Source organism: Mesorhizobium sp. EU05-FHT14A09 (assembly GCF_058790995.1).
In genome coordinates this window covers 167,201-179,986 of record NZ_JBYTDF010000005.1, presented here as the reverse complement: position 1 = coordinate 179,986, position 12,786 = coordinate 167,201, and the positions used below count along the sequence as shown (strand labels likewise).

General features: G+C 61.9%; 9 protein-coding genes. 3 read left to right on the top strand and 6 right to left on the bottom strand.

The features are described from left to right. Positions 1-109 precede the first annotated feature (109 nt). Positions 110-862, top strand: a complete 753-nt coding sequence (gene hisN / locus AC3WTO_RS18840) for a histidinol-phosphatase (RefSeq protein WP_492462758.1) — start codon at positions 110-112, stop codon at positions 860-862. Between the two features lie 77 nt (positions 863-939). Here hisN and AC3WTO_RS18835 read toward each other — a convergent pair whose 3' ends face one another. Continuing rightward, positions 940-1,389: a nuclear transport factor 2 family protein gene (locus AC3WTO_RS18835; RefSeq protein ID WP_492462336.1), complete on the bottom strand. Its 450-nt coding sequence runs from the start codon at positions 1,387-1,389 to the stop codon at positions 940-942. Positions 1,390-1,419: 30 nt separating this feature from the next. Next, the gene (locus AC3WTO_RS18830; protein ID WP_492462334.1) at positions 1,420-2,391 is read right to left on the bottom strand and encodes an alpha/beta fold hydrolase; all 972 of its coding nucleotides are present in this window, start codon (positions 2,389-2,391) and stop codon (positions 1,420-1,422) included. Positions 2,392-2,833: 442 nt separating this feature from the next. Between AC3WTO_RS18830 and AC3WTO_RS18825 the strand changes: the two genes are divergently transcribed. Continuing rightward, positions 2,834-3,301, top strand: a complete 468-nt coding sequence (locus AC3WTO_RS18825; RefSeq protein ID WP_101938661.1) for an Hsp20 family protein — start codon at positions 2,834-2,836, stop codon at positions 3,299-3,301. Between the two features lie 89 nt (positions 3,302-3,390). Here AC3WTO_RS18825 and AC3WTO_RS18820 read toward each other — a convergent pair whose 3' ends face one another. From AC3WTO_RS18820 to AC3WTO_RS18805, 4 genes are all read right to left on the bottom strand, one after another. Then, positions 3,391-4,599: an MFS transporter gene (locus tag AC3WTO_RS18820; protein WP_492462331.1), complete on the bottom strand. Its 1,209-nt coding sequence runs from the start codon at positions 4,597-4,599 to the stop codon at positions 3,391-3,393. Between the two features lie 195 nt (positions 4,600-4,794). Next, a complete protein-coding gene (locus AC3WTO_RS18815) occupies positions 4,795-5,430 on the bottom strand; it encodes a LysE family translocator (RefSeq protein WP_492462329.1) in 636 nt (211 codons plus the stop codon). Positions 5,431-5,585: 155 nt separating this feature from the next. Then, a complete protein-coding gene (locus AC3WTO_RS18810; protein ID WP_492462327.1) occupies positions 5,586-6,368 on the bottom strand; it encodes a PhzF family phenazine biosynthesis protein in 783 nt (260 codons plus the stop codon). Positions 6,369-6,389: 21 nt separating this feature from the next. Then, a complete protein-coding gene (locus AC3WTO_RS18805; RefSeq protein ID WP_492462325.1) occupies positions 6,390-7,442 on the bottom strand; it encodes a threonine aldolase family protein in 1,053 nt (350 codons plus the stop codon). A gap of 461 nt (positions 7,443-7,903) precedes the next feature. Here AC3WTO_RS18805 and gltB point away from each other — a divergent pair, with 461 nt between their 5' ends. Next, a complete protein-coding gene (gene gltB, locus AC3WTO_RS18800; RefSeq protein ID WP_492462323.1) occupies positions 7,904-12,658 on the top strand; it encodes a glutamate synthase large subunit in 4,755 nt (1,584 codons plus the stop codon). The last annotated feature ends 128 nt before the right edge of the window (positions 12,659-12,786 follow it).

Here is a 12,786-nt window from a genome sequence, read left to right as displayed (position 1 = left end):
CTGCCTGCAGCGGGCGTGACATTCCGGCAACGCTTTTGTTAAGTAGACGTGGCGGCGCAATCTGCCGGCAGTTTCCAGGAGAGGCACTTTGAACATTTCCCCCGATTTCATGCGGCGGATCGCCGGCGCGGCCGCGGCTGAAACCCTGCCGCGTTTCCGCAGCCAGGGCGCCGTGGTCAACAAGCTCTCCGGTGGTTTCGATCCTGTCACGGAGGCTGATCGGGAAGCCGAACGGGCAATCCGCGCCCTAATCGGCGCCGAGTTTCCGGATCACGGTATTCTTGGCGAGGAACACGGCAGCGAGAACCTCGCCAGCCGTCATGTCTGGGTGATCGATCCGATCGATGGCACCCGCGCCTTCATTTCCGGCCTTCCGGTGTGGGGGACGCTGGTCGGGCTGACGGTCGACGGCGACGCCGTCGCCGGCCTGATGTCCCAGCCTTTCACGGGCGAACTGTTTTACGCCAATGCCGATGGCGCCTTCTATGAAGGGCCCGGCGGTCCGCGCAAGCTTGCCGCACGCAAGACGACAAAACTTGAAGACGCCACGCTGTTCACCACGACGCCCGCTCTGTTCAAGGGCGACGCACGCAGCCGTTTCGACCTTTTCGAGACCAAGGTGCAGCTGTCACGCTATGGCACTGACTGCTATGCCTTCGCCATGGTGGCGGCAGGCACGGTCGACATCGTCGCCGACCCCGGCCTCAAGCCTTATGATATCGTGGCACTGATCCCGATCATCGAGAAGGCGGGTGGTGTCGTCACCACGTTCGATGGACGTCCCGCCGAGAACGGCGGCGATATCCTGGCGGCGGCGACGCCGGAGCTGCATGAGGCGGCGGTGGAGGCGCTGCGCGGCTGAATGGTCGGCTCGCTGCAGGCAATTTGAGTGGTTTGGTCGAGCTTGACCCACCCTTGAGGGAAGGGTGGCAAGGTCGATCAGAAACCGTCGCAATCCTCGGCAAGACGCTTCTGGCGTGCGTTGACGATCTTGCCGTTGGCGATGCGGTAGATTTCCTGGTTCAGCGTGAGGCCGGGCTGGAAGTCGTAGCAGACGATCATCGTGACCGAGTTTACATCCTTTTCCTGCAGCCTGTGGCGGATCTCGGCATTGGCCAGGATGTCCTGCGACTGTTCCATGTAGGCGATGAATTCCTCGCGGCTCTGCGATTTGCCGGAGGCTTCGGTGTGGAAGACGGCATCCGGCGAAATCAGGCCGGCGAGGCCGTTGATGTCGGATTCGCCGAGCCGCCGATACCAATCCTGCACCACACGCTCGGGCTCATCGGCCAAGGCGAATGAAGGCGCCAGTGTGCCGGCAACCACAAGACCGGCGAACACTGGGCCGGCAAACACTGGGGTGGTGAACCGGCAAGTGCGGATCATCATCTTGGTTCCGTCATTCCATGATCGGTGGTTTCAGTTCGAGGCCAGCTCTGTTTGTGCTTCACCGCCCGGAATGAAGGCGTCGAAAGCGGCGAGCAGTTGCTCGCGATAATAGTCTTTCTCCTGCAGAATCTCGTGTTTGGCGCCATCGATCATGACGAAGGAACCCAGCCGGATGTGGCGAGCAAAATGTTCGACTGCGCGGGTCGAGACAACACGGTCGTTGCCGGCGCCGACGATCAGCGTGGGGATTTTCATCGCCGCCATGAAGCCGGGATCGCGCACGACCTCGGTGGCGATGGCCGCGGCACGCAGCCAGCGCACGGTGGGACCTCCCAGTGCCAGTTGCGGGTAGGCCTGGTAAAGCCCGGTGTTGCGACGATAGCGCTCGGGATCGCTGGTCAGCAGATTGCGTTCGAAAGGCGTCGGCAGGGGCTTGCGCCGGCCCCAGGCGACATAGAGGCGGCCAAGGCCGAGATAGGTCAGTACGCTGCCGAGGCGACGCACCATCTTCATCGATACGCCCTGGTCGGGCAGGTCGAGGAAGGGCGCGATCAGCACCATGCGCTGGACGCGGTTGACCATGTTGGCGCTGGCCAGCAACGCGACCAGTGCCCCCGCGGAATGCGCAAGGATGTAGTAGGGTCCACGGCAATCGGGCAGCACCACCTCGGTGAACAATTGCTCGAGGTCCCTGGCATAATCCTGGAAGCTTTTGACATAGCCGCGCTGCGGGTTCCTGAGCAGCCGGTCGGACGCACCCTGGCCGCGCCAGTCGAGCATGGCCACGCCGAAGCCGCGGCCGGTCAGATCACGGACGGTCTCGAAATATTTCTCGATGCATTCGTTGCGGCCAGGAAGAATGACCACGGTGCCTTTCAACGGCCTGCCAATGGCAGCAAACCTGGCGAACCGGATCTGCTTGCGGTCGCGTGTGGTGAGGAAGCCCGAAAAGGCGTTGTCGGGGACGGGATTGCCGTCAAGTTCGTAGAAGAGATCCGTCATCGGCGCTTCGAGCGGTTCGCACCCGCGGGCGGGCCTTCAGCAGGTGATAGAAGCTATTCGCTAAAATGCAAAGCAAATCCGGTGCGATGCGCGGTCCCCCGAAATATCTGAAGCCGGAAGCGCGTGACGCAGCGCTTCCGGCTCCTGTCGATCCGGGAGGAAGGGACGTTGCACCCGGGTCGGCCTCATGGCGGCGGTGTCTTGCCGCTGATCTCGATGTTGGGTTCAAGCTACCGCCGGCCGCCTGAACGGCGGCAGAAGAGCCGGTTCATCTGGTGTTCATGTGGAATGCGACCGGAGAACTGGGACGGTTGCCTTGAAACGTCTTGCATGGACACCCAGATGTCTGCTGTGGCCGCCGATGTCGGGGTCGCTGGTTCACTGGAAACGCCGGAAGGGTTTCGCCTGAACCAAACCATGTTGCTCAATAGGAGAACACACCATGCGTCATGTCGATTTTTCCCCGCTCTATCGCTCGACCGTCGGTTTCGACCGTCTCTTCACGATGCTGGATTCGCTGGCCCAGCCGGAAGGCGGCCAGAGCTATCCGCCCTACAACATTGAGCGCACCGGCGAGGATTCCTACCGGATTTCCATGGCCGTCGCCGGCTTCTCGGACGATGAGATTTCGATCGAGGCCCATCGCAACGTGCTGACCATCAAGGGGGAGCGCAAGGACGAGACCAACGGCGAAGGTTCCGAAGTGCTTTATCGCGGCATTGCCGCTCGTTCCTTCGAGCGCCGTTTCCAGCTGGCCGATCATGTCGACGTCGTGGGTGCAGCGCTCAAGAACGGTCTGCTTCACATCGACCTGAAGCGCAACATTCCCGAAGAGTTGAAGCCCCGCAAGATCGCGATCTCGGCCGCGCCGGCCAAGACCAAGCAGATCGAAGCCAAGGCTGCCAACTAATATTGCCGATATCGGAAGGCTCAGTCTTCTGAAAAGGAAAGCGGTGCCGCAAGGCGCCGCTTTTTTTTCGATCCGGGATGGAACGCCGCCTACACGTCGCTTTTGCGGTTCAGCGAGATGACGGCACAGACGATCGCGAGTGCGGCAAGCCCGCAGGCAGCGGCAAGATAGCTCTCCTGAAAGCCGATGGCCTCGATCAAAGGCTGACTGACAAACGGCGACGTGAAGTGACCGATGAACATCGACGCCGTCACCATGCCTGCCAGCCGTCCACGCGTGGCAGGGGTAGCCTGCGCGATGATGCCTGACATCAGATTGGGTATGGTCAGACCAAGGCCAGCACCGGCAATCGCCATGGCAAGCAGGACGGATGGCATCATCGTTGAAAAGGCGACCAGCACAAAGCCCAACGTCATCAGGCAGAGGCCGAACACGAAGATGGACGGCACCGAAAACCGGGCGCGCAGCCGACCATAGGCCAAGGCCGAGCCGGCCATGACCAGATTGTGCAGACCGAGCGCGAAACCCGCACTGCTTGCTGCGCCGATACCGACCACACGCAGATAGAAAGGCAGTTGCGACGGGATGAAATAGAAGATCATGTTGACGAGGAAGGCGACCGCACACAAGGCGGCGACCGGCATCCACAGAACCGCCCGTTCGGACAGGTTTTCCGTGGTTTGCGGCATATTCGACGCAGATCGCGCGGGTTCGGCCAAGAATGCCATGGCAGCCGGGACGATGGCGAAAGCCACGGCATAGATCGCGAAGGGCGCGCGCCAGTGATAGTCGGCGAGAATGCCGCCCGCAGCGACGAAGGCGACGCCGCCTATGCCGGTGAATGCCTGCTGCAATCCCAGATAGCGCTCGCGCTCGCTGCCACTGAAGTAGTCGCCGACGAGCGCGGTGGTGAGCGTCATGATGCCGCCGATGGCGATGCCGAGCGCGGCGCGGCCGGCAAGCAGCGCTGGCAGGCTGTCCACGAACAGACCCGAAATGCCAGAAAAGGCATATAGCAGGATCGAGCCGATCAGCAGGCGCAGCCTGCCATAACGATCGGCCAGACCGCCGATCAATGGTGCGCAGAAGGCAACGAACAAAGCGGGCAGCGTCAACACCATGCGGCTGAGCAGCTTGACGCCTTCAACGCCTGCGAAATGCGCCTCGATGGCCGGTAGCGATGGCGAGATCGTGGTACCGGCCATGATCGTCAGGGTCGCAACCATGAGAAGCGTAATCTTGCAACCGAGCGTCGATCGCGCTGCCGCCATGGGAGCCATCGATTGCGCCATTGTCATGCTCGTCTCCATCTTCTTTGGGCCGGCCAGTCCGTCGCGTCCATCATGGCGCGAAGGGGGCCTTTCGTCCGGAGCCCAGTAGCCATCCGGATCGATCGAGCGAGTGTTCTACAAGTTCAAGTAAACTTTAAGTCAAGGGTGTGTCAGAAGGAATTCGACTGTGTCGATCCGGTCATTCCACGAGGAGGGGCGCGATCAGGTTCTCTGCAGAGCCAGGTGGGCGCCGAGCCCGACCAGCAGCGCGCCACCGGCGCGGCGCATCATGCGCTGCGCGCCGCTGGAGCGCCTCAGACGCGTGACGAGAACGCCCGCGAGCATGACGCAAACGATGTCGGCTGAAGAAAAGATCAGGTTGGCGAGGCTACCCAGGATGAGAAATTGCGCCCAGACCGGGAGCGTGGCGGAGGCGTCGATGAACTGCGGCAGGAAGGCGAGGAAGAACAATGCCGTTTTCGGATTGAGCACCTCGACGGTAATGCTCTCCACGAAGGCGCGGCGGCCCGATTTCGCACCGATGGCGTGAGGATTGATTTCGCCGCCGTCAGACTTTGCGCGCAACATCGAGATGCCAAGCCAGACCAGATAGGCGGCACCGGCGAGCTTGACCACAAGATAGAGAACAGGGACGGCGTGGAAGAGCACCGAAAGCCCAGCAGCCGCGGCGATGACATGCACCGTACAGCCGAGATGAATGCCGACGGCCGCCATGAAACCCGACCAACGGCCGCGCGCGATGGTCTGTGCCGTTGCGTACAGCATGGCAGGTCCGGGGATGTAGGCAAAAACCGAGGTCGTGATGAAAAAGGCGATGAGCAATTCGGTGGAGGGCATGTCGTTTCCCCAGAACACTTTGTAGCCAAGTGGAATCACTTGGCGTCACAAAAATGCGACGAAAACAAAACTTCGAGCGTTTCCGCGTTTTCGAGAAAAACGGAACCGCTCCAAGCGTCAGTAGACGATTTTACACAAAACAGCGCCCGAGCGCATCATGTCAGATGAAGTTCCGCCTTCATGAACGTCACCGCCTTGCCGGTGATCAGGACGCTATCGCCGGAAAGTTCACATAGAAGGTGGCCGCCGCGTGCCGAAGCCTGGAACGCGGACAAGTGGTTTGTGCCGAGCTTTCCCGCCCAATGGGGAACGAGCGTCGCGTGGATAGAGCCGGTGACCGGGTCCTCCGGGATACCGGCGCCCGGCGCGAAATAGCGCGAAACGAAGTCGTAGCTGTCGCTCTTGCCGGTGATGACCAACCCTTGCAGCTTCAAAGTCGCTATTTTTGCCAGATCTGGCACGAAGGCACGGACGGCGGCTTCGTTCGACAATTCGACGAAGATGTTCTCGAAATTGCGGAAGGCATGGTGGTCGATATCGGCGAACAGTTCGGCGATCGGTGCGGGCAGGTCAGGCAGTGGCTCCGGCGGAAAGCTCGGCAGGTCCATGCGATAGCCGCCGTCGACGCGGGCAACACGCAGTTCGCCGACACGTGTCGAGAAGGCCATTTCGCCGGCCACGCCGTGGTGTGCGGCAAGCGCGTGCGCGGTTGCCAGTGTGGCGTGGCCGCAAAACTCGACTTCATGGACCGGCGTGAACCAGCGCAGGTCCCAGCCTTTGCCATTCGGCCTGGCAAAAGCTGTTTCAGCCAGATTGTTTTCGGCAGCGATGGACTGCATGACATCTTCCAGCAGCCAATCGTCGAGAATGAGCACGGCGGCCGGATTGCCGCCGAAGATACGATCCGAAAAGGCGTCGACCTGGTACATCACCGTCATGGCAGTTGCTTTCTTTGAGCTTCAGGCCCTGAGTTGTTCAGCGAAGCGGTCGACGTCTTTTTCGGTGGTGGCGAAGCTCGTTACGAAGCGATAGAGCCCCTCGTTCTCGCCGACATGACCGTCGAAGCCGTGGGGCTTGTGCCAGTCGTAGAAGGCTGCGCCCGAAGCCAGAAGCCGCTCGGCTTTCTTCTTGTCGAGGATCGCAAAAACCTCGTTGGCCTGCGGCAGCCATGCCAGCCTCGATGTCGCACCGTCCTCGACCGCCGCGGCGAGGCGCGCGGCCATGGCGTTGGCATGATGGGCGGTCTCCATCCACAGCCCGTCCTTAAAATAGGCATCGAACTGGGCAGCGATGAAGCGCGACTTGGAAAACAGCTGCGCAGCACGCTTGCGCAGGAATGCGAGTTCCCTGGCGCGGTCGAGATCGAACAGAACGATCGCTTCCGCACACCAGCAGCCGTTCTTTGTGCCGCCGAAGGACAGGATGTCGACGCCGCGCTTCCAGGTCATTTCGGCCGGTGTAGCTTCAAGCGAGGCGAGCGCGTTGGCAAAACGAGCGCCGTCCATATGCAGCGGCAAGCCGTAGCGGCTGGCAAGCCTGGAAATGACTTCGATGTCATCGAGCCCGTAGACCGTCCCTGTTTCGGTCGACTGGGTGATGGAGATCGCCATCGGCCTGCCGGCATGGACGACCTCTCCGGCAAAACGCTCGATTGCCTGCTCGAGCGCAGCCGGGTCGATGCGGCCAAGCGCGCCGTCGACAGGCCGCAGCCGCGAACCTCCGGTGAAGTACTCCGGTGCGCCACATTCGTCCTCGACGATATGCGATTCGCGATGACAGAAGGTGATGCCGCCGGGTTTGTTGTAGGCGGTGAGCGAAAGCGAGTTGGCGGCGGTGCCGGTTGCCACGAAGAAAACCGCGACCTCGCGTTCGAAGATATCGCTGAAGCGTTGCGCGACGGCCTTGTCCAGATCGCTGTCGCCATAGGCCGCGGCAAAGCCGCTGTTGTGCGCATTGAGCGCGGCGGCAACCTTGGGGTGGGCGCCGGCCCAGTTGTCGGAGGCGAAAAACATGCTTTCGGAGCCCATTCCTGGCTTTTGGGGAAGGCGCGAACCATGACCGCATTCCGGTCCGCTCCGCAAGGTCCAACGCTGGCCGGATGTTTGGAGCCAGAGGCCATTTATGCTATCGGGCCAGAAAGTTTCCGTGGTGATGGATGTGGCGTAATTTTCTTTCGCCAATCGGCTGGAAAATTTCCGAATCGGTCTTGTGCGGTGCTGGGATTTCTGTCATACAAATTTAGGACAGCATTGCTGTCTTATTTACCGATACCAACCAGGCTGGATTGGCGTATGATCAACGCTTGTCCGGCTGCCGCCACGAGTGGCGTGCGATGACAGGCCGAACCTCGGCCGGACGATACCCGGCATGGTTTGCCAGGATTTCGCGACAGGTGCGAGACGTGTGGAGAGGGAAGTGTCAAGCTTCCCATGGAGAAGAAGCGTCCGAGTGGCGCAAAGCAGAGGATAGGACGATGACGGAAGTGACGCCATCTGTGACGACGGTTTTTGCCCCGGTTGCACAGACGAAAGCGGCCACCGTCAAAACCGCCCTGCGAACCACCACCGCCGCGACTACCGGCTTGTTCGACCGATCGCCCTCGGCGCAGGGCATGTATGATCCGCGCAATGAGCATGATGCCTGCGGCGTCGGTTTCATCGCCCAGATGAAGGGCGTGAAGTCGCATCAGATCGTCAAGGACGGCCTGTTCATGCTGGAAAATCTCACCCACCGTGGCGCTGTGGGTGCGGATCCGCTGATGGGCGACGGCGCCGGCGTGCTGGTGCAGATCCCCGACCGTTTCTTCCGTGAGGAAATGGCCAAGCAGGATATCGAGCTGCCGCCAGCCGGCCAGTATGGCGTTGGCCACTGGTTCATGCCGCGGGATCCGGAATTGCGCGCTCATGTGGACGCGATCATCGCCGAGTCGGCGCAGTCGGAAGGTTTGCCGCTCATCGGTTTCCGCGACGTCCCTGTCGACAATTCTTCCCTGTCCAAGGCACCCGACATCGCCGCCGCAGAGCCGTTCCACCGCCAGGTGTTCATCGGCCGCACGCCGGACATCGACAACGACGAGGAATACGAGGCGCGCCTCTATCTCCTGCGCAAGGTGATTTCGGGCCGTATCTATGCCGAGCACAACAACAAGGACATCGGCTCCTACTGCGTGTCGCTGTCGGCGCGCACCATCGTCTACAAGGGCATGTTCCTGGCGTATCAGGTCGGCGCCTACTACAAGGACCTGGCGGACCCACGCTTCGAGACCGCGCTGATCCTGGTCCATCAGCGCTTTTCGACCAACACTTTCCCGTCGTGGAAGCTGGCGCATCCCTACCGCATGGTCGCCCACAACGGCGAGATCAACACCGTACGCGGCAACAACAACTGGATGGCTGCGCGCCAGGCCTCGGTCGATTCCGAACTGTTCGGCAACAACATCTCCAAGCTGTGGCCGATCTCCTATGAAGGACAGTCGGATACGGCGTGTTTCGACAACGCGCTCGAGTTCCTGTTCCAGGGCGGCTACACGCTGGCGCATTCGATGATGATGCTGATCCCGGAAGCCTGGGCCGGCAACAAGTCGATGGATGCCGACCGCAAGGCTTTCTACGAATACCATGCGGCGCTGATGGAGCCATGGGACGGCCCCGCCGCCGTCTGCTTCACCGATGGGCGCCAGATCGGTGCGACGCTGGACCGCAACGGCCTGAGGCCGGCGCGCTACATCGTCACCGATGATGACCGTGTCATCCTGGCTTCCGAGGCCGGCGTGCTGCCCGTCGAGGAAAAGCACATCGTGCGCAAGTGGCGCCTGCAGCCGGGCAAGATGCTGCTCATCGATCTGGTCAAGGGCCGCATCATCTCGGACGAGGAGATCAAGAAGGAGATCGCCGCGCAGCATCCCTACAAGGATTGGCTGAAGCGCACACAGCTGGTTCTGGAAGACCTGAACCCGGTGGAGCCGCGTGCACTGCGCAAGGATGTAACCCTGCTCGATCGCCAGCAGTCGTTCGGCTATAGCCAGGAAGACCTGAAGCTGCTGATGGCGCCGATGGCTGTGACCGGCCAGGAAGCGGTCGGCTCGATGGGCACGGATACACCGATCTCGGCGATGTCGGACAAGTCGAAGCTGCTCTACACCTATTTCAAGCAGAACTTCGCCCAGGTCACCAACCCGCCGATCGATCCGATCCGCGAGGAACTGGTTATGAGTCTGGTGTCCTTCATCGGGCCACGGCCGAACATCTTCGATCTGGTTGGATCCTCCCGCAAGAAGCGGCTGGAAGTGCGCCAGCCGATCCTGACCAATGGCGACCTGGAGAAGATCCGTTCGATCGGCCACACCGAGGACCGTTTCGACACCAAGACCATCGACGTCACCTATTCGATCACCGAAGGGGCGGCGGGCATGGCGGGTGCTGTCGAGCGCCTGTGCGACCGTGCCGAAGCGGCTGTTGCCGGCGGCTACAACATCATCATCCTGTCCGACCGTCAGGTCGGGCCGGACCGCATCGCCATCCCGGCGCTGCTGGCGACAGCAGCCGTGCATCATCACCTGATCCGCAAAGGGCTGCGCACGTCGGTCGGCCTGGTCGTGGAATCGGGCGAGCCACGCGAAGTGCACCATTTCTGCTGCCTCGCCGGCTACGGCGCCGAGGCGATCAACCCTTATCTGGCCTTCGACACGCTGCTCGACATGCACAAGAAGGGCGAAATGCCGGAAGAGGTCGATGCCTCCGAAGTCGTCTCGCGCTACATCAAGTCCATCGGCAAGGGCATCCTCAAGGTGATGTCCAAGATGGGTATCTCGACCTACCAATCCTATTGCGGCGCGCAGATCTTCGATGCGATAGGCTTGAAGAACGAGTTCATCGAGAAGTACTTCACCGGCACGGCTTCGCTGATCGAAGGCGTCGGCCTCGACGAGGTTTCGGAGGAGACGGTGTCACGCCATGGCGATGCCTTTGGCGACGATCCGGTGTTGCGCACCACCCTGCAGGTTGGTGGCGAGTACATGTATCGTATGCGCGGCGAAGCCCATATGTGGACGCCGGATGCGGTGGCCACGCTGCAGCATGCCGTGCGTAAGGGCTCTTGGTCGACTTTCAAGGAATTCTCGCAGCAGATCGACAGCGAAACGGCACGCGCCCAGCAAATCCGCGGCCTGTTCCGCGTCAAGCTGGCCGAGGAGACCGGCCGCAAGAAGGTGGCGCTGGAAGAGGTGATGTCTGCGGCCGACATTGTGAAGCGCTTCTCTACGGGCGCGATGTCGTTCGGCTCGATCTCGAGGGAAGCCCACACCACGCTGGCGATCGCCATGAACACGATCGGCGGCAAGTCGAACACCGGCGAAGGCGGCGAAGAGCCGGATCGCTATCTGCCGCTGCCCGGCGGTGGCCGCAATCTCGAGCGTTCGGCCATCAAGCAGGTGGCGTCGGGCCGTTTCGGCGTGAGCGCCGAATATCTCGTCAACTCCGACATGATGCAGATCAAGGTGGCGCAGGGCGCGAAGCCCGGCGAGGGCGGCCAGCTGCCCGGCCACAAGGTCGATGCGACCATCGCCAAGGTCCGTCATTCGACGCCCGGCGTCGGTCTGATCTCGCCGCCGCCGCACCATGACATCTATTCGATCGAAGATCTGGCGCAGCTGATCTACGACCTGAAGAACGTCAACCCGACAGCCGACGTGTCGGTGAAGCTGGTGTCGGAAGTGGGCGTCGGTACGGTTGCGGCCGGCGTTGCCAAGGCACGCGCCGACCATATCACCATCTCAGGCTATGACGGTGGTACCGGCGCATCGCCGCTGACTTCGCTCAAACATGCCGGCTCACCTTGGGAAATGGGGCTGGCCGAGACACACCAGACGCTGGTGCTGAACGGCCTGCGCTCCCGGGTGGCGCTGCAGGTCGACGGTGGCCTGCGCACCGGCCGCGACGTCATCGTCGGCGCGCTGCTTGGCGCCGACGAGTTCGGCTTCTCGACGGCGCCGCTGATTGCCGCCGGCTGCATCATGATGCGAAAGTGTCACCTCAACACCTGCCCGGTTGGCGTCGCCACCCAGGATCCGGTGCTGCGCAAGCGCTTCAAGGGCACGCCGGAGCACATCATCAACTACTTCTTCTACGTGGCGGAAGAGGTGCGCGAACTGCTGGCTGAAATGGGCTACACCCATCTCGACCAGATTATCGGTGACACCGACCTTCTCGAAAAGCGCGAGGTCATCAATCACTGGAAGGCACGCGGACTGGACTTCTCGAAGATGTTCCATAAGCCCGAGGCGCCGCGTGAGGCCGTGCACTGGACCGAGCGCCAGAAACATCCGATCGACGACGTGCTCGACCGCCAGATGATCGAACAGGCCAAGCCGGCCCTCGAGGCGCGCCAGCCTGTCGAGATCGCGCTGCCGATCCGCAATGTCGACCGTTCCGCAGGCGCCATGCTGTCGGGCGAGATCGCCAAGCGCTTCAGGCACAAGGGTTTGCGCGAAGACACCATCAAGGTGACGCTGACCGGTACGGCCGGGCAGTCCTTCGGCGCTTTCCTGGCGCGGGGCGTGTCGTTCGAACTGATCGGAGCCGGCAACGACTATGTCGCCAAGGGCCTGTCGGGCGGCCGCATCGTCATCCGTCCGCCGGAAGACGCCAAGATTGTCGCCGAGGACTCCATCATCGTCGGCAACACCGTGCTCTACGGCGCCATCGAAGGTGAGTGCTACTTCCGTGGCGTTGCAGGCGAACGTTTCGCCGTGCGCAACTCCGGTGCGGCGGCCGTCGTCGAAGGCGTCGGCGACCATGGCTGCGAATACATGACCGGCGGCGTGGTGGTCGTCATCGGCAAGACCGGTCGCAACTTCGCTGCCGGCATGTCGGGCGGCGTTGCCTACGTGCTGGACGAAGAGGGCGATTTCGCACTCCGCTGCAACATGGCCATGGTCGAACTCGAGCCGGTTCCGGAAGAAGACGACCTGATGGAGAAACTGCTCCATCATGGCGGCGACATCGACCACAAGGGCCGCGTCGACGTATCAGGCGACATGACCAGTCATGACGAGGAGCGTCTCTATCAGCTGATCTCGAACCATGTGCACTTCACCGGTTCGACACGCGGCAAGGAGATCCTCGACAATTGGGCAAGCTTCCGGCCAAAATTCCGGAAAGTCATGCCGGTCGAATATCGCCGCGCGCTGCAGGAGATGGAGCGCGCCCGCATGAGCGTGGCGGCCGAATAGGCATCCGGTCAGCCGGGAAGCAAGCGCTTCCCGGCGCCCGTCACAACGCAGCCAATCATTGACCCGATCCCGCGGTTGCGCTCGCGACCGGATGAGGATAACGGGTGCGGCGGTAACCCCGCCACGTG

What these genes read in the sequence shown, in the direction of transcription:
- hisN (WP_492462758.1), top strand. Translation starts at nt 110, where the DNA reads ATGCGGCGGATCGCCGGCGCGGCCGCGGCTGAAACCCTGCCGCGTTTC.
- AC3WTO_RS18835 (WP_492462336.1), bottom strand. Translation starts at nt 1,389, where the DNA reads ATGATGATCCGCACTTGCCGGTTCACCACCCCAGTGTTTGCCGGCCCA.
- AC3WTO_RS18830 (WP_492462334.1), bottom strand. Translation starts at nt 2,391, where the DNA reads ATGACGGATCTCTTCTACGAACTTGACGGCAATCCCGTCCCCGACAAC.
- AC3WTO_RS18825 (WP_101938661.1), top strand. Translation starts at nt 2,834, where the DNA reads ATGCGTCATGTCGATTTTTCCCCGCTCTATCGCTCGACCGTCGGTTTC.
- AC3WTO_RS18820 (WP_492462331.1), bottom strand. Translation starts at nt 4,599, where the DNA reads ATGACAATGGCGCAATCGATGGCTCCCATGGCGGCAGCGCGATCGACG.
- AC3WTO_RS18815 (WP_492462329.1), bottom strand. Translation starts at nt 5,430, where the DNA reads ATGCCCTCCACCGAATTGCTCATCGCCTTTTTCATCACGACCTCGGTT.
- AC3WTO_RS18810 (WP_492462327.1), bottom strand. Translation starts at nt 6,368, where the DNA reads ATGACGGTGATGTACCAGGTCGACGCCTTTTCGGATCGTATCTTCGGC.
- AC3WTO_RS18805 (WP_492462325.1), bottom strand. Translation starts at nt 7,442, where the DNA reads ATGTTTTTCGCCTCCGACAACTGGGCCGGCGCCCACCCCAAGGTTGCC.
- gltB (WP_492462323.1), top strand. Translation starts at nt 7,904, where the DNA reads ATGACGGAAGTGACGCCATCTGTGACGACGGTTTTTGCCCCGGTTGCA.